Genomic DNA, 17,188 nt, shown 5'->3' with positions numbered 1-17,188 from the left:
GGCAGCGAGGGTCGCCACGGTGAGGCAGTCGTGGACGACTCCGGCCCGACCAGGTGACCCCCCACCACTCCGGCCGAACTGTTAAACGAACCCCGTGTGTAACTGGCTGGCATGTACGACGAGGACGACCTCGCGGCCATCCAGGCGGACCGCGAGGAGTGGGAGCGCGAGACACTCGACCCGGTACTGGAGCGCCACGGCGAGCGTCAGGACCGGTTCGCGACCGTATCGAACCACGAGGTCGACCGGCTGTACACCCCCGAAGACGTGGCCGACCGCGACTACGACGCGGACATCGGCTTCCCGGGCGAGGAACCGTACACACGCGGCGTCTACCCCACGATGTACCGCGGCCGGACCTGGACGATGCGGCAGTTTGCCGGCTTCGGGACGGCAGAGGAGACCAACGAGCGATTTCACTACCTGACCGACAAGGGACAGACCGGCCTCTCCGTCGCGTTCGACATGCCGAGCCTGATGGGACTGGACAGCGACGACCGGATGAGCCAGGGCGAGGTGGGTAAGGAGGGTGTCGCCGTCGACACGCTCCGGGACATGGAGATTCTCTTCGACGGGATCGACCTGGGTGCGGTCTCGACGTCGTTCACGATCAATCCGAGCGCGCCGGTGGTCTACGCTATGTACCTGGCGCTCGCGGACCGGCAGGGGGTGCCACGCGAGGAGATCCGGGGCACGCTCCAGAACGACATGCTCAAAGAGTTCATCGCGCAAAAAGAGTGGGTCGTTCCCCCGGCGGCCTCACTCGACGTCGTGACGGACGTGGTCGAGTTCGCCGTCGAAGAGACGCCGAAATTCAAACCCGTTTCGGTGTCCGGCTACCACATCCGCGAGGCTGGCTCGACCGCCGTCCAGGAGTTGGCATTCACCCTCGCCGACGGCTTCGCCTACGTCGAGGACTGTCTCGACCGCGGGCTCGACGTGGATGCCTTCGGTCCACAGCTGTCTTTCTTTTTCAATTCCCACAACTCCATCTTCGAGGAGGTGGCGAAGTTCCGGGCGGGTCGGCGAATTTACGCCCGGCTGATGGACGAGTGGTACGGCGCGGAGAGCGACGCCTCGAAACAGATGAAGTTCCACACCCAGACCGCGGGGCAGTCGCTGACCGCTCAGCAACCGCTCAACAACGTGGTTCGCGTGACGATTCAGGCGCTCGCGGGCGTGCTGGGTGGCACCCAGAGTCTCCACACCAACAGCTTCGACGAGGCACTGGCCCTGCCCAGTGAGGAGGCAGTGCGGGTCGCCCTGCGGACCCAGCAGATTATCGCCGAGGAATCCGGCGCGGCCGACATCGTCGACCCGCTCGGCGGGAGCTACGCCATCGAGACACTGACCGACGAGGTCGAGGCCGAGACGATGGCCTACCTCGAGGAGCTCAGGGGGATGGGCGATGGATCGGTCCGGGACGGCGTGCTGACGGGCATCGAGAACGGGTATTTCCACCGCGAGATTCAGGACTCGGCGTACGAGTACCAGGAGCGCGTCGACGAGGGCGAGGAAGTCGTCGTCGGCGTCAACGAGTACACCATCGCCGAGGACACATCGCCGGACCTGTTACGCGTCGACGAGGCAACGGGCGACCGCCAGCGCGAACGCCTGGCGACGGTGAAAGCCGAACGCGACGACGGAACGGTCGACGACGCGCTGACGGACGTCCGGGCGGCGATTGCGAACGACGAGAACGTCATGCCCGCCATCGTCGACGCAGTGAAAGCGTACGCGACCATGGGCGAGATTATGGGCGTCTTCGAGGACCATTACGGCTCCTACCAGGAGACCGTCGGACTGGCCTGAGTGCGCGTCACCAGTCGTGAACCGTCCCGTACTTTGAAGCTCTCTCCGTCCGTTTGAGGTAATATGACTATCCGAACGCCTCTCTCTACTCGCTCTGCAGACACTTCCGGCCGTGCCTGCCCTCGGACTCCGGTTCAGTGATGACCGCGCGACTCACGACCCGAATCGTCACCGATACCAAGGGGGACCGCGGCGACGTTCTACGAGCTCTCGAAACCGTCTACGACGACGTCGTCCTCGTTGACGCCGACGGGGCGGTGCCGGACTGTGTCGTCGCCGTCGCGCCGCTTTCGGACCGGGACTGGGACGCGCTCGGCGACCGGGGCGACGTGCCGTTGGTCGTCCTCGCGACGCCGGCCGACGCGTCGAGCGTCCGCTCCCGGGCGACCGCGGCCGAGGCGACCGACCTGGTGGTCTGCGAGGGGAACCGATTCGCGGCGCTGGCAAACCGTGTGCGCGGCGTCGTACAGGGCCTGCAGACCCGGGACGGGTCGCCAGCGCCCGACACCGACGAGCGGTACCTGCGTGACCTCTACGACGTGGCGACGAACGCGACGCTTTCCTTCCAAGAGAAAGCCGACCGAATCCTCGGAATCGGCCGCGACAGGCTGGGTGTCGAGAACGCCCACCTCTCGACGATCGACCGCGGCCCCGAACGGTACGAGATAGTGACGAGCGTCGGCGAGTTGTCCTTCGAACCCGAGGAGTTGATGGACCTCCCGACGACGTTCTGCCGGCGGACCATCGAGTCCGACGACGTGTTGGCGTTCAACCACGCCGCCGAACAGGGCTGGGACGGCGACCCGGCCTACGAGGAAAACGACATCGAGTGTTACCTCGGGGCGCGTATCACGGTCGGCGGATCGCTGTACGGCACGGTCTGTTTCATGGACCGGTCACCCCACGGCCCGTTCAGCGAGGCGGAGCGAGCGTTCGTCAGTCTCGCCGCCCGCTGGCTGAGCCACGAACTCGAACGGACGCGCCGAAGGGCGGCGCTGGACGCGCTCCACGACGGCGCCGCCGACCTGATGCGAGCGACGACGGCCGACTCGGTCTGTGAGACGGCCGCCAGAGTCGCCGTGGCCGCCCTCAATGCACCCCGGACACGCGTGTGGCTCGTGGGCGACGGCCCCGAGACGAGGCTCCGGGCGGCCGCGAGCCACGGGTGCCCGGCCGACCCCGACCCGCTCGGCAGAGCCGACGGGGCGGGGGCCCGTCTCTGGGAGACGCTGGACGACGGGACCCCCTCGGAGTACGACGACACCGACGGCCTGGACGGGACCGGCTTCGCCGAACCGATACGGAGTCTGCTCGTCGTTCCGCTGGACACCAAGGGTGTGCTGGTCGCCGGCTCCAGCACGGCGGCGACCTTCGACGAGATCGACCAATCGATGGCCGGGATGCTCGGCTCGAACGTCGTGGCCGCCCTCGAACGGACCGACCGGATCGACCAGCTCCGGACCGCACGCAAGCGGTTCAGTCGGATGTTCGAGTCGGCCAGTGACGGCCTGTTGCTGGTCGACCCCGATGCCGACACCGTCGTGAACTGCAACGACCGGGCGTGTGAACTGCTCGGCTACGACCGGGCGACCCTACGAACGACGGCCCCGTCGACGCTCTGTCGGGATGACCTCGACGCCTTCCGAAGGCTGGTCGCGTCGACACTGTCCACCGGCCGGGCGCGGGCAGACGAACTGCTCATGCGCCACCGCGATGGCAGCCGCATTCCGGTCGAGGTGTCGGCCGCCGAACTCGAACTCGACGGCACCGACCACGTCCTGGCGAGCGTTCGCGACGTGCAGGACCGCAAACATCGTGAACAGGCTCTGAGTGTGTTCAACCGCGTCCTCCGCCACAACATCCGCAACGATATGAACGTCATCATCGGCCGGGCCTCGATGATCGAGGACTCCCTGACCTCCGGCGACGAGCGGGCCCACCTCGCGCGCATTCTCGATACGGCTCGCGGGCTGACCGAACTGGGTGAGAAGGCACGGACGTTCGGCCAGCTTGACGTGCGCGACCCCGACGCCGACAGCGTCCAGGTCGGCTCGCTGCTCGACCGCGTGAACGAGTCGCTGTCCGGCGAACACCCCGACGCGACGATTACGGTCCGGGGCGACGCCGACACCGTGGCGGCCGTCGAACCGACGCTCGACGTGGCTATCCGTGAGTTGCTCGAGAACGCAATCAAACACGCTACCAACGCCGAACCGACCGTCGAGGTTGACGTCGAGAGCGACGGCGACACCGTGACGGTCCGGATCGCAGACGAGGGCCCGGGCCTCCCCGACCAGGACCGTGCCGTGCTGGAGGGGAGCTCCGAGACGCCACTGGACCACGGGAGCGGTCTCGGCCTGTGGCTGGCCAACTGGGCTGTCACCGCGGCTGGCGGCTCGATCTCGGTCCCCGAAGCCGGCCCCGACGGGTCGGTCGTCGCGATGTCGCTACCCGTTACCCTCGGCGCGACCGCGGACCGCTGAGACCCGAACGGCCGTTCCCACGCCACGGAGTCGTCGCAAACTTCTATTAGGTTTTCGCCCGTTTTGCGAGTCGCGATGGAAAAACCACTGCTGGTTACGGACTTCCTGGACCGAGCACGACGCCACTTCGGCGAGCAGGAGGCCGTCGTTGCGACGACCGGGGAGCGGTACAGCTACGACGAACTGGGCGCGCGAGCCGACGGGTTCGCTGCCTTCCTGCAGAACCACGGCGTCGAGAAAGGCGACCGTGTGGCGGTACTGGACCCCAACACTCACTACCACCTCGAAGCGGCCTTCGGGAGCATGCAGGTCGGCGCGGTCCACACACCGCTGAACTACCGGCTAGTCCCCGACGACTTCGAGTACATCCTCTCGGACGCGGCGGTCGACGCCATCTACGCCGACCACGAGTACGCCGACCGCATCGAGGCCGTCCGCGACGACGTGCCGACCGAGACGTTCGTCACGAACGACGCCGACGCGGTCGACGGCGACTGGGACGCCTTCGACGAAGTGATCGAGGCTGCCGGTACCGGCTACGACCGGCCGGAGATGGACGAAGACGACGACATCACGATCAACTACACATCGGGGACGACCGGCGACCCGAAAGGCGTCGTCCGGACCCACCGGACCGAGACGATACACGCCTACCTCGTCTCCGTCCACCAGGAACTCCGCGACGACGACGTGTATCTCTGGACCCTGCCGATGTTCCACGTCAACGGCTGGGGCCACATCTACGCCGTCACCGGGATGGGCGCGACCCACGTCTGCACCCGCGGTGTCGACGCCGAGTGGATCTTCGACACCGTCGTCGACGAGGACGTCTCCTACATGTGTGGCGCGCCGACGGTGCTGAACATGCTCTCGGACTACTACGCGAGCGAAGACGGCGACATGGCGACCGCCGGGGCGAACGCGGTCCGGATCGCCACCGCCGGGAGCGCGCCGCCGGAAGCCACGATCCGCACGGTGGAAGACGAGTTCGGCTGGCATCTCAAACACGTCTACGGCGCGACCGAGACCGGTCCGCTCATCACCACCTCCGACGCCCGCCGACTGTTCGACGACGAGAGCGACGCCCGGTTCAAAGTGAAGAAACGCCAGGGACTGGGCTACCTCGGGACGGACGTGCGCGTCGTCGACGAGGACGGCGAGACGGTCCCACGGGACGACGAAACCATCGGAGAAGTCGTGGTCCGGGGCAACCAGGTGATGGACCGCTACTGGAACAAACCCGACGCCACCGAGGAGGCCTTCACCGACCGAATCGAGGGCTACTATCACACCGGCGACCTCGCCGTAGTCGACGACAACGGGATGATCGCCATCCAGGACCGGAAGAAAGACATCATCATCTCGGGTGGGGAGAACATCTCCAGCATCGAACTGGAAGACACGCTCTACGAACACGACGCGGTGAGCCAGGTCGCAGTCATTCCGGCGCCCAGCGAGCAGTGGGGCGAGACGCCAAAGGCGTTCGTCGTTCCGGCCAACGACGACCCGGAGAACCCGCCGGTCTCGACAGCAGAGCTCAAGCAGTTCTGTGAGTCACAGCTGGCCGGTTACAAACTCGTTCGGCGGTTCGAGTTCGTCGCGGAACTCCCGACGACGGCCACCGGCAAGGTTCAGAAGTACGAACTCCGCGAGCGCGAGTGGGACGACGAGGACAGTATGGTCGGACAGGGCTGAGCCGCTCTCAGCCGTCACCGTCGGCGTACTCGTTGGAGACGTAGATCACGAGCCCCAGCAGGATACCGAGCCCGAAGCCGACCGTGAGCATGCCGTAGAGTGCGGTCCCGATGGCCGTCGGTGGCAACTGGATGAACCCGAACAGCTCCGGGTCAAGATCTTCCGGGCGAGCGTTACCGAGAATGAACCCCATCACGCCGGCGATGGCGACGATTACGAGGTAGATGAACAGGACGACGCGATTGCCCGAACGACTCGCCGGGGACCGGGTGGCCGTATCTGCCATTGGCTTGAATTAGAGGCGAAGGTAATTAGCCGTTTCACTTCGTACGTGAGGCCAATGAGCGAAAAAGACCTGCTCTTTCTCGTCTTGGCCGGAATCGCAATCATGATGTTCGTCACCGGATTCGTGCTGGTGGTCAGTTGAGCCGGTGCTAGCCGCTCCCGGGTAAAAAGGCGGACGTTCGACGCCGTTACTCGACGACGACCGCGCCGTACATTCCGAGCGCTTGGTGGGGCACGCATTTGTATCCGTAGTTGCCCGCGTCCTCGAAGGTGTGCGAGAAGCTCGAGCCTGCCGAACTCATACGCTCGCTCTCGAACGTCCCGTCGTCCGCGACGATGTTGTGCTGGCCACCATTGCCAGTCCAGACCCAGTTCACTTCGGTTCCGGCCGAGACGACGACCGCAGCAGGGTCGAACGCGTACCCCTGGTTTCCAGCCCCGACACTGATATCGACGCTGTCCTGTCCCGTCATATCCGCTGCATTGCCGCCGTACTGGTTGGCGTCGTTGTCGTTCAGGTAGCTGTCGATCTCGCCGGGAACGCTGGCACTGTCCCCGCCGTCGCCGCCGCCCGTAGCGGCGCCGTCGCCACCGCCACTACAGCCCGCCAACGCGCCGGCCAGTGCCACCGCTCCAATTCCACGCACGAACCGACGTCTCTGCATATCGCTGGTCATCTCATCACGATATCGGAGGTGCACACTGGTAAGTAGATGGATTCGTTCCCACGGCGTGAGAGCGGTCCGACGTGCGTGTGTGCGGCGTTGTGAACGTGACTTCCGGTCGGCTCTCGTTCGTCCGTGCGGTCCGCACCGGCCGGGGCGACGCTCGGGTAGCGAGTCGTAGTGTCAAGCCCGCCGCCGGTAGCACAGGAGCGCCGCGGCTAGCGCCGCAAAGACGGCCACGGACAGCCCGAACCCGGGACCGTCTGCGGTCGTCTCGATGTCTGCTGCCGGGCGGGCGGGCGTCTCTGCCGTGACTGTCGGGACGGACTCGTTCGCGGCCGTGGTCTGCTCTCCACTCGCCTCCGTCGTCGGGGGCACCGTGGCCGTGGTCGTGTCCGTTGCCCTCGTGGCCGTCGCCGGACCGTCGGTGCCGTCCGACTCCCCGGTCACGGTCCCGACGTCCCCGGCGGCGTCCGAGTCGCCGGCGGAACTGGAGTCGCCGGCGGAGTCTGAGTCCCCAGTGGCGCCGGAGGTGCCGGGACTGTCCGGCGGCCGAGTGAACACGAGTCGGTGCTCGCCGTCGGAGAGGGTCACCGTTGCGTTCACACTGCTGGAGTCGACGTCGTACCGGGGCGTATCGCCCTCGGCCGCCGTGAAGGCGTTCAACGGGCCGGACGAAGCGTCGGTCGGGAGCCGCAGCGTCACGTTCCCTTCGCCGCGGACGAACACGTCGAACGCGGCCACCGGACGCCCGTCGCCGTCGACGGTGCCGTCAGCCGTCGCGTTGTCGAGCCGGACGCCGGTGACACCGCGGGACGCGCTGACGAGACGTGCGCCGGACACGTCCGAATCGAGAACGATGACCGACGCGCGACCGTCGAGTGACCCGCCGTTCTCCGACTCGACCGTGACCGGACCGGTGAACCGGGTCGGCTCGCCCTCCGGGACCGCCGCGTCCACCGGAACGGACACGGTCAGGTTCACACTCGCGGCCCCGCCGACGCCGACGGTCCCGTCGGGACCGACGGCGGCGACCGTTCCCGGCAGCGCCGTCCCCGCGTTGTTCGTGAGTTCTCCGGCGGTGGCCTCGACAGCGCCGAGCGACTCCTGTCCGCCGCTCTCGACGACCCGGATCGACCCGCGCCGGTCCGCTCCCGGCGTGGCCTCGATGTCGACCGCCGACGGGACGAGCCCCATCACGGCCGGTCGGTCGGGTGTCGTCACCGCGAGTACTTCGACCGGGGCCGAGTCCTGACCCGTCGCGTTCCCGGCCACGGTAACTCCGATGTCGCGACGGCTCACGTTCTCGATTCGCACCGACTGGACCATCTCGCCGGTCCCGGAGACGGTCGCGTTCGGGATGTCGGTGGTTACGGTTCCAGTCACCGGGTCACGCCCAGCGGTCCGGCCAGCCGCGTCGGTCAGCTGAAGCGACGTCTCGGCACCCGTCGGGGACACAACGAGGACGCTGAGGCTGTGTGTCTCCGGACCGGTCGACAGCGACTCCGTGACGCGCCCGTCCTCGGCCGTGAGGTTGGTGTCGAACAGTTGCCGGACCTCGGGCCGGTCGTCGGTGAACGACTCCTGGGCCATCGCCAGTCCGGATTCCGTCGAGGCGGTTGTCAGTGCCACGTTGGGCCGACGGACCCTGAGCGTGCCGGACGCGGCTGTCTCCGGGGGCACGGGGTCGGGGCTATCGGCTTCGTCACGCCCGTACCCGGTCCGCCCGTCCGGGTCGGCGCAGTCGACGTTGCCCTGTCGACCGCCACGTTCACAGTCGAGGTCCCGGATGTCGAAGAACGTGTGATCGGTTGCGGTGTCGACGACCTTCCCCTCCATCAACAGGAGCGTGTGCTGGAAGTAGACGCGGAACGGGTCGCCAATCGGCTCCGACAGCGTCAGAGTCGTGTCCTCCGTGAGTGTCTCTCCGGGGTCCAGCGTTGCGGCCGATTCGCTGGATGCCGGGACCGTCGTCGCCTGTCCGTAGGTGCTGAAGTCGCTCCGGTCGGAACGGTACGTCGCGACGCTCACCACCCGCACCGGAGCGGGTTCGGTCCCGGTGTTGCGGACACTGATCCGGCGTTCGTCAACGTACCGCGTCTTGATGTCCACGTTTGTGTTTTCTTCGAGGGGTCGGTTCGCGTCGACAACCTGCACTCCGTTCTCGTCCTCGGAGAACGTCGGCGCCGTCTCGATACGTCCGTCGACGCCACCGACCGACGGGTCCCGGTACTCCGAGGACAGCCACTGTCTCACGTCCCCGTTGACGTTCCCGACGTTGTCGACGTCGTGCATCGCGTACAGGTGGGTCTTGAAGAACCGCTGGACCGTCGCGAAGCGCGCTTTCTCGCGTTCGATCGTGTACAGCACTTTGCCCGTGGTTCCGACCGCCTCGACCCCGGTCCCGACGGCGAATCCGTACGGGTTCTTGGTGGCGACACTCACGTCGGTGATGGTCCCACCGATGCGGCTGACGAACGAGGACAGTTTCTTCGCACCCTGTGACCCCTGGAAGTTCTGATACGCGCGCCGATGAGACGCCCGCGCCCCGGCGCTCTGATTGACCGTATAGACAGCTCCGTCCGGCGTCACGACGAGACCGTTCGCGACCCACTCACCCGCGATCGCATCCCGTTGGGTCTCCAGCACGTCCTCCATCGCCGCTGGATCGTAGTTCGGACCTGACCCGCCGCCGGGTAGCGATTGCCCGTCGTCCTCGCTGGTCAGTGCGTCCCTGAACACACACCCCCTGGGCGGGTTCGGGAGCGAACACACGTCGACGTTCCGTGACCGCAACTCCGCGAACCGGTCGCTCGTCTCCCCGATCAACCGCTCGGCCTCGACGGCCGTCGAGAGGTCCCGGTACTCGTCGCCCGCCTTCTGGACGTCGCCGTACGGGAACGAGGTGAGCCACTCGTTGTTCTCGAACTGCTGTGTGTAGGTCTTGTACTCCTCGGCGTCGTCGTTGGTGACGGCGCCAGCGACCAGCGCGCCGTACCGCTCTTTGATCTGGTTGGCAGTGACCGTGGTCGCACTCGATTTCGCCACCGACGTCGCGAACTCCGTGAACACGCTTTTCGCGGCCTGTCGCGGGCTCTTGGTGCCTCCTCCCTTCTTCGGATCCGCGGCGACCCCCGCGATCACCGAGTCCAGGAACGTGTTCGCCAAACTGTCGACGCCGGGAACCGGGTCGCCTTCCTCCAGGACGGTCCCGGTCTGTATGTGTGCGTTGTATGCCCGACGCAACGCGTCAGTCCGGCGGTTTCGGGAGGCGAACCGGAACGCAGACACCTCGTCGGTCATGTGGTCGAACCGCGTCGTGTCGGTGTGTGTCACCGTCGTCGACGTCACGTCGCCGGACTCGACCGCGATACACTGGGTCTTCACGTCCCGCGGACTCCGGTTCGGTGGCGCGACCAGCAGACAGTACTCGCCGGCCTCGAGTCCGGTGTACCGGACGATGCCTTCGGGTCCGGTCCTGACCACCCGGTCCGCAGTCTGTGAGACTTCGACGCCGTCGAACGGGAGGGTAATCTCCCCGTCGGAGTCGTCGTAGTACTCACGCCCGGCTTCCGAGGCCAGCGCGTCGGCAGTCGTGATACTCCGATCTTCGACCGAGAGCGGTTGTTTCTGGTAGAGGTACACTGTCGTCCCCGGGAAGGGCGTCGCCTCGTCCCCGTCAGAGACGGTCGCCGTGAGTCCGGTCGCGGCCGGGCTGACCGGTTCACCTAGCGGGTTTCCACAGAGTACAGCCCCCGAACACGTCCCATCTGCGGGACCGTCGGGAGTCCCCCACCAGTTCCGGCGGGCGGTCCCTCCGGGCGACGCACCACGGGCGTCGATGCCGGCAGCGTCCTCGAACTCCGTCCGGTGGATTCGCCAGACGCCGTCGGCATCGAGTGCGTTCACGTCCACTACGTCGTTCCCGGTGAACGTACTCCCGCGAATCTCCCAGTCGCCGGTCGTCGCTGCCGCGTCGACACCGGCGTCGCCGGCGCCTTCGACCCGCGCACCGTCCAGTTCCCACGACCCCACCGCGCCGGCGAGCGTCACTCCGTCACCGCCGCTGTCGCTGATTCGCAGGCCGGTCGCCGTGAGTGTGCCCGTCGCCGCCAACTGGGTCGCACGCACGCCAGCACCACCCGCGCCGTCGACGGTCACGTCCACGAGTTCGAGGTCGCCGGCGAACCCGTCAGCACGCACACCCGTCTCACTCGGGTCACGAACAGTGACGTCCGACAGCGAGACCGAACCGTCGGACCGCAATAGGTTCACGCCCACCTCGGCGTTCTCGACGGTGACCCCAGAGACGGTCAGGTCGGACCCGTCCCGAGCGTCGATTCCGTCGTCGAAGCCACGGACAGTGAACCCGACGATGGTCGGTTCGGCGTTGCTCGCTGCGACCCTGAAGCCGTCGTCCGCGATACCGCTGGTCCCCTCGCTCGTCAGTGTTGCGCCGTCTGGCGCGGCGACCGTGACGTTCCCGTTCAGCAGCACACCCGGCCCCGACTCGATTTCCCCGACGCTCGTCTCAACGGTTCCGGTCCCATTGTACGTCCCCGGTCTGACGACGACGGTCCCGTCGTCGCTGACGGCCTGCAATGCCGGGAGGAGTCGACGGAAGGCCGCGTCCGGGCCGCCGTCGTCGTCGACGACGATACGCCCGGCCGAGGCCCCTACTACGACGGACCGAGTGATGGTATCACTGTTGCCCTGCTCGTCCGTGACGGTCAGTTCGACGGTGTACGACCCCGCCTCCTCGTAGGTGACCGTCGCCGTCTCGCCGGTCGCAGATTCGCCGTTCCCGAGCGCCCACTCGTAGCTCCGAACCGTCCCCTCCGCAGTCGTCGGGCCAGCGTCGAACTCGACCGACTCCCCGACGACCGGGTCGCTCGACAGCTCGAAGTCGGGAACGAGTCGCTGGTCGGCCGCAGCCCGAGCGTCGGCACAGGCGGTTCTGACGGACCCCTCGCTGAACGCGTCCAAGATACCGGTCGTCAGTCGTGTTGCATCGTCACACACCGGGCTCACGTCCGCCCGCGCGACGTTGACGACTGTCGTCGCCGTGTCGGTGCCGGTTTCGTTGCTGACGGTCAGCAGGACCTGGTAGGTGCCGTCCGAATCGTACGTGTGGCTGACGGATTTCCCGGTCGCGGTCGTCCCGTCGCCGAATGCCCACTCGTAGCTCACCTCCCCGGTCGCCGTCGACACACTCCCGTCGAGGAACGTGGTGTTTCCGATGACGAGCGACCGGCCCTCCGCGGTCGGCGCCGGCGCGATTACGGTCGGGAGCCCGCTACAGGCCGCCACGACCGTGGACTTCTCGAACGGTTCGAACAGGCCCGGCGGGCGGTTCTCGGCGTTCTGACACACCGACGCAGGTTCGCCTGCGGCCACGTCTACACTGGCCGATGTCGTATCCGTGCCGGACCCGTTGCTGACGGTCAGTTCGACGTCGTACGAACCGTCCGCGTCGTACGCGTGGGTGACGGCCTGGCCGGTCGCGGTCGTCCCATCACCGAAGGCCCACTCGTAGCTCACCGAACCGGTCGCGTCGCTCGCAGTGGCGTCGAGGAACGCCGTGTCACCGATGGTGAACGCGTCGACCGAGGCCGTCGGTGGCGCGCCCGTGGACCCGTCCGCCAGCGCAACGGTCAGGTCGTACGCCCCCAACTCGCCCTCGCCGAGGCTCGGCCTAACGGTGTAGGTCCCATCGCTCGGCAACTCGACGGTCCCGGTGACCGTACCCCCGTCCTCCGACAGGTCCGTCGTCTCGAGTTGGTTCCCGTCGGGACTGCGCACCTCGAACCTCGGGAACGCGTCCGCGACTCGCGCGTCCAGTGTGATCTGGACCGTCTGGCCGTCGGTCCCCTCGAACTCGACGGGCTCGTAGAACGCTACCTGAGCCGTCTGTGGGTCTGTGGAGTCGACGAGTCCGGTTTTCGTCTCGCCGAGGGCGATGGAGCGGAGGTCACCGTCCGCTGGTCCCACCTCGCCGGGATTTCGAAGCGTCAGGTCGTACGACGCCGGTAGGTCCGTCTGTGGTGTGGCTACTGAAACGGTGTAGCTGCCGTCACTCGGGAGGACAGTCTCGTACGCCAGGCTCCCCTCGTCCCGTACCGGTTCGAGGGACACGCCCGCTGTCGTCTCGATTCCCGCTATCTCCAGATTGTCCACGTCCGTCTCGACGGTCGCCCGGACACGGTCACCCTGTGTCCCCTCGAAGGTAACGGTCTCCGTTACTTCGGAGAATCCCGTCTCGTCTCCGGAGTCTACCTCGCCGGTCTTCGTTTCGCCGAAGGCAATCGAGTCGAGGTCGGTGCCCGGTTGGGTCTCGGTCAGGCTCAGTTCGTACGAGAGCGTGTCGTCGGTGAAGAAACTGGCCGCGATGATTCGGTACTGGCCGGTTTCGGGGAGGGTCTCCCGACCGATCGTCGCGTTCAGGCCAACTCCTCCGTCGTCGTTCTCGGCAAGGACAGTCCCGTCGGGCCCGACGAGGTAGAGGTAGCTGTCCCCGCCGGAGCGCATCTCGACGGTCACGGTGTCGCCGGCCGTCCCCTGGAAGGTAACCGGCTCGTGGTACCCGTCGTACGCGGACACCCTCGGATCATCAGCGTCGATTTCGCCGCTGCGAGTCTCGCCCACGTCGATCGAACGGAGGTCGGTCGCGCTCTCGTCGCCGGTATCGCCTCCACCTGTGGAGCCGTTGCCACCGTCGTCGGACTCGCCAGAGCCGTCGGTGTCGTTCGGTCCATCTCCCGGTGTCGACGTCGGGGTGTCAGTTTCCGTCGGCGTCGGGGTGTCAGTTTCCGTCGGCGTCGGGGTGTCAGTTTCCGTCGGTGTCCCGCTCGTTCCGCCGCCCCCACCGCCACCTTCGAGCGGTTCGTCCTGCTGCTGTCCCACCACGCCGCTGGCCACGTTCGACGGGCCCCCGACTGTCAGACCGACCACTGGCGCCACCACGAGCGACAGTAACAGGCCAACGACGACTAACTGCCCGAGCAACGCCCGAACAGTTACTCCCGCGCGGCTTTCATCACGATACGTACCGTTCGCCACGGATCCCGTCCCACCGAGACCGCAACCCCACGACCAATCCATACCTCTTGATTTACACCACTATCCGGCTGTCCTAACATAAATGTGTTGCACAAGTCGAGAAAAATAGATGTCAGATAGGGGAACCGAAAGTCAGAGGGTCGGAATCGGTGCGGTCGGCCGAACTCTGCGTGGGTTCGAGGTCTCAGAGGAGCGGTTTCTGGTACGCGGGACAGGCGAGTGTCTCGGGGTTCGACCCCGTAGCCGTTCAGGGGTCGATCCGTTTGAGGTCGCTGTCGCCGGAACTGCTGTCGTCGTCATCGCCGCCGACTTCCTCGCCGTTGAGCGCCAGATAGACCGCGAACAGCATCGGCGAGAGGACACCCAGCACGATCGCCGCTCCAATAGCCAGCAGGCCGTCGGTCAGGACGATTTCGCCGCCTTCTTCCTCGCCACCGAGGGCCGCGTCGCCGACGACGACGACGCCCTGCATCACGCCCTGGTGGGGTTCACACAGGTACTTCACGACGCCGTCCTCCTCGAGGGTCTGCTCGAACGTCGCGCCGGTCTCGCTGACCGGGTCGCCGCTGTCGAAGTCGCGGTTCTCACCGACGACGTTGTGTCGGCCACCCTGCCACTCCCAGGTGATGGTCGTTCCGGGGTCGACCTGGACTGCGGGCGGGTCGAACACCAGACCGTCGCCCCCGACGGCGATGGTCACAGCGTCCTGTCCCGTCATGTCGACGACCTCACCGTCGTAGTTGGTCGTGTCGGCCAGCCACCCGTCGAAACTCGGTCCGTTCGACCCCATCTCCGTTCCGTCCTGTGCCGTCGCCGTGCCGGTCGCACCTGCCGCGACGCCCGCGGCCGCTCCAGCCGTCGCTGCCGTCCGCAGAAAGCCGCGACGACTGGCCGCCCCGTCGGATTCGTTCGAACGTTCTGTCTCCATATGCCTCGATTTTTCACCGTCCAGTATAAGCCCGACTAAACGTAACAGTGGTTGCGAATCCATTCCACACCACTTCGTCGAGTCCAGCCGAGTGACCCGGCGGACGATAGTGACGGGACAGGGTGCCCGTCTGAGAACCGCCTCGGCGACGCTGCCCAGCAGAATCCGCGAGACGCCCGACCGGCCGCGGCTCCGCCTGACGACGCGGTCGACCGCTTCGGTGTCGGCGTACTCGACGATGCTCCGGGCGGGGCGGCCGCGCGTCGTCGCCGCCTCCAGCGTGACGCCATGCCCGTCGGCGAACAACTGTTCGGCGTTCTCCTTCTCGCTCTCGTGCCAGTTCTCCCAGCGGCCCGGGAGCGACGCTTCCATCGGCGCGCCGTAGCCCGCTTCGATGACGTCCAGAACGTGCAATGCGGTGACCGCCGCGTCGTCGTCGGACTCCTCCAACGCGAACGTCACGGCCTACTCGGACAGCGGCGACGCGTCGATGGGCACCAACACGTGGTCTGTCATCGTTCGTGCTTGGCTCTCACCCCAATTAATCTCCGCCGTGAGTCCTGGTCCCCGGGAATCGCCGGTCGTGTGCCGACTGGGCACGACCGGACCGGAACACACGACTTTAGCCCGTCCAACCGCTATCGGTGCGTAATGGACAGACGACAGTACATTCGGGCCGCGCTCGGCGCAACAGCCGGGACGGTCGCCGTCGCCGGCTGTCTCGGCGGTGACGAGGACGGTCCGTCCGACCGGCACCCGAACGTGAAGCTCTCAAAACAGGAGATGTCCTTCGACGCCGAGGACGTTCGATTTCCGGCGTGGGGACAGCAGATTCCGTCGGCGACACTCCCGGACGCGCTGGGCGGGGGTGAGGCGACGACGACTGGCTTCGACGGGCCCCTCGCGTTGACGTTCATTTTCAGTAACTGCATGACGGCCTGTCCACTGTTGACGCAGGCGCTCGTGTCGGCACAGGGCAAGGCCCTCGAGGAGGGCTGGGCTGACGCCGTCGACTTCGCCGAAATCACCTTCGACCCGGTGCGGGACACGCCCGACCGCCTCCGAACGTACGCACGGGAGCGCGGCATCTCGCTCGAGGTCGGCAACTGGACCTTCCTCCGCCCCGAGACGGAGGCGCGGGCGAAGACAGTCGTGCAGAACCAGTTCGGCGTCTACTTCGAGAAGACAGAACCCGGTTCGGGAGGGACGGACGCCGAGACGACAGCAGCCGACTCCGGTGCCGGACCATCGACGTCATCGGCTGCGACCCCGGCCGGGACACCGACGGGGACTGACGAGGAATATATGTTCACACACCGGTCGCTGATTCTGCTGGTCAACGCCGAGGGTTACGTCGAACGGTTCTGGCACGGAAGCGGAGCGACTTCGACGGCCGCCGCCGAGTTGCCCGACGCGATGGACCGGCTCAGGACGGCCTGAACAGGGTTTCAGTCGTCGACGGCCCAGCCACCGTGCGTACAGCCAATAGACGATGACGGCAACGCCTCGTGTCGTGAGGGCGCTCTCGGCGATAATAGTGCCCTCCCGGGTGAGCGACAGAACGAGGTCGAATACGCTGGCCAGGGTACTCCCGGGGGTTCCGACTGCAAGCCCCCGCGCGAGGAACCCAGGTGGCTTCGCGCCGGTTCGACGAACGGTCCTGTACGAGAAGTAATTGATTACCCGCACCTCCGACCAGCGGCCCCGCAGTCGTTCGTCTGCGGTCCGGGCGGTCCGACTGAGGCCGGCTTTGACCGCCCGGTCCTCGTCGGGGGCCACGACGACCTCCCCGAAGTTCACCCGATACTGGCCGGCGTGTGGCCGTCGGGTCGAATCTCCACCCCCTCGAATAACAGCGACGCTTTGGTCAGCAGGTCCAGTTTCCGGTAGGTGGTCGACAGCGGGACGTCACAGGCCGCCGATACTTTTCGGCCGTCATGGGTTCATCGAGGCTCCAGGCGATGGCTCGACGTTTCGGGTCGTCCAGCGCGTCGAGCACGCCCCGTAGACCGGACCGGTCCTCGTCCGCGAACGGGTCTCGGACCCTGTATCGCCACCACGATTGGTGACAGTTATACTCGCTCCGACACACGAGCGTCGGTAGCGGCCGTGTGTCCGGGTTTGGCCGCTCGTTCGGCGAACGCGTTCGACCCACGTAACGTGGCGGCCAGTACTTATGAATACAAAAGAAGACACCCCGTCGCCCGCCTGTGTGTCGATGAACGCGTGACTGACGGACCGGTTCCCTTTTAACAGGGCCG

Annotated in this window: 8 protein-coding genes and 2 pseudogenes; 4 read left to right on the top strand and 6 right to left on the bottom strand. The window is 66.6% G+C overall.

The genetic code is table 11. The features are described from left to right. Nucleotides 1–111: 111 nt before the first annotated feature. The 3 genes from Q0964_RS00290 (at nucleotide 112) to Q0964_RS00280 (ending at nucleotide 5,990) form a co-directional block, all read left to right on the top strand. Entirely contained in the window at nucleotides 112–1,812 is a 1,701-nt protein-coding gene (locus tag Q0964_RS00290) for an acyl-CoA mutase large subunit family protein (protein ID WP_299262203.1), read from the top strand. Nucleotides 1,813–1,952: 140 nt separating this feature from the next. After that, nucleotides 1,953–4,295, top strand: coding sequence for a PAS domain S-box protein (locus Q0964_RS00285; RefSeq protein ID WP_299262201.1), 2,343 nt, complete (start codon nucleotides 1,953–1,955; stop codon nucleotides 4,293–4,295). Between the two features lie 75 nt (nucleotides 4,296–4,370). Further along, entirely contained in the window at nucleotides 4,371–5,990 is a 1,620-nt protein-coding gene (locus tag Q0964_RS00280) for a long-chain-fatty-acid--CoA ligase (protein ID WP_299262199.1), read from the top strand. A 7-nt stretch (nucleotides 5,991–5,997) separates the two neighbouring features. On the opposite strand, the gene Q0964_RS00275 is transcribed toward Q0964_RS00280, so the two are convergent. The 4 genes from Q0964_RS00275 to Q0964_RS00260 all read right to left on the bottom strand — a co-directional run bounded on the left by Q0964_RS00275 (nucleotide 5,998) and on the right by Q0964_RS00260 (nucleotide 15,389). Further along, nucleotides 5,998–6,276 carry a DUF7520 family protein gene (locus Q0964_RS00275; RefSeq protein ID WP_299262198.1) on the bottom strand — a complete coding sequence of 93 codons (279 nt, stop codon included), beginning with the start codon at nucleotides 6,274–6,276 and terminating at the stop codon, nucleotides 5,998–6,000. A gap of 187 nt (nucleotides 6,277–6,463) precedes the next feature. Further along, the gene (locus Q0964_RS00270) at nucleotides 6,464–6,922 is read right to left on the bottom strand and encodes a halocyanin domain-containing protein (protein ID WP_299262196.1); all 459 of its coding nucleotides are present in this window, start codon (nucleotides 6,920–6,922) and stop codon (nucleotides 6,464–6,466) included. 201 nt (nucleotides 6,923–7,123) lie between these two features. Next, nucleotides 7,124–13,945: a PKD domain-containing protein gene (locus tag Q0964_RS00265; RefSeq protein WP_299262194.1), complete on the bottom strand. Its 6,822-nt coding sequence runs from the start codon at nucleotides 13,943–13,945 to the stop codon at nucleotides 7,124–7,126. Nucleotides 13,946–14,246: 301 nt separating this feature from the next. Next, nucleotides 14,247–15,389: a halocyanin domain-containing protein gene (locus Q0964_RS00260; protein ID WP_299262192.1), complete on the bottom strand. Its 1,143-nt coding sequence runs from the start codon at nucleotides 15,387–15,389 to the stop codon at nucleotides 14,247–14,249. Between the two features lie 189 nt (nucleotides 15,390–15,578). On the opposite strand from Q0964_RS00260, the gene Q0964_RS00255 reads away from it, so the two are divergent. After that, a complete protein-coding gene (locus tag Q0964_RS00255) occupies nucleotides 15,579–16,367 on the top strand; it encodes an SCO family protein (RefSeq protein ID WP_299262190.1) in 789 nt (262 codons plus the stop codon). Between the two features lie 48 nt (nucleotides 16,368–16,415). Here the strand turns inward: Q0964_RS00255 and Q0964_RS18525 are convergent. Together Q0964_RS18525 and Q0964_RS00250 are read right to left on the bottom strand one after the other, a co-directional pair. Then, a pseudogene (locus Q0964_RS18525) lies at nucleotides 16,416–16,616 on the bottom strand (DUF7521 family protein); the annotation flags it as partial. Then, nucleotides 16,611–16,926 (bottom strand): annotated as a pseudogene (locus Q0964_RS00250) (helix-turn-helix domain-containing protein); the annotation flags it as partial. The pseudogenes Q0964_RS18525 and Q0964_RS00250, both read right to left, overlap by 6 nt. Nucleotides 16,927–17,188: the final 262 nt, after the last annotated feature.

Origin of the sequence: Halorientalis sp., assembly GCF_028275115.1 — an archaeon.
Classification (GTDB): domain Archaea; phylum Halobacteriota; class Halobacteria; order Halobacteriales; family Haloarculaceae; genus Halorientalis.
This window is presented reverse-complemented; position numbering and strand designations above follow the sequence as displayed.